The 430-nt window shown below is 74.2% G+C and carries 1 protein-coding gene; it reads left to right on the forward strand.

What is annotated here, in order from left to right; genetic code table 11:
- Window positions 1-305, forward strand: a 305-nt coding sequence (locus KDL01_RS42175) for an FMN-binding protein (protein WP_212534304.1), incomplete at its 5' end; no start/stop codon positions are given.
- Between the last annotated feature and the right edge of the window lie 125 nt (window positions 306-430).

Genomic DNA, 430 nt, shown 5'->3' on the forward strand with positions numbered 1-430 from the left:
CCGGCTCCGGGCAGGGCTCGGGGAGCGCGCAGGCCCGCACCGTCACCGGGGACGCCGCCCAGACCCAGTACGGCGCGGTACAGGTCCGCATCACCGTCAGCGGCGGAAAGATCACCAAGGCCGAAGCCGTCCAGGCCCCCAAGGGCGGACAGAGCGACCGGATCACCTCCAACGCCGTCCCCCGGCTCAACCAGGCCGCCGTCACGGCCGGCAACGCCGAGATCGACGCGGTCTCCGGGGCCACCTACACCAGCGCGGGTTACCGGCAGTCGCTCCAGTCGGCGCTGGACAAGGCCGGTGGCTGACACGGTGGCCGAACCCGAGGGAACGCCCGCCGCGGTGCGTCACGCGGAGGAGACGATGGGGACCGTCTTCTCCCTCGACGTCCGCGGCGGGGAACCCCGTGCGGTGCGCGCGGCGCTGGAGGCGG

Origin of the sequence: Actinospica durhamensis, from assembly GCF_018139695.1 — a bacterium.
Classification (GTDB): Bacteria; Actinomycetota; Actinomycetes; order Streptomycetales; family Catenulisporaceae; genus Actinospica; species Actinospica durhamensis.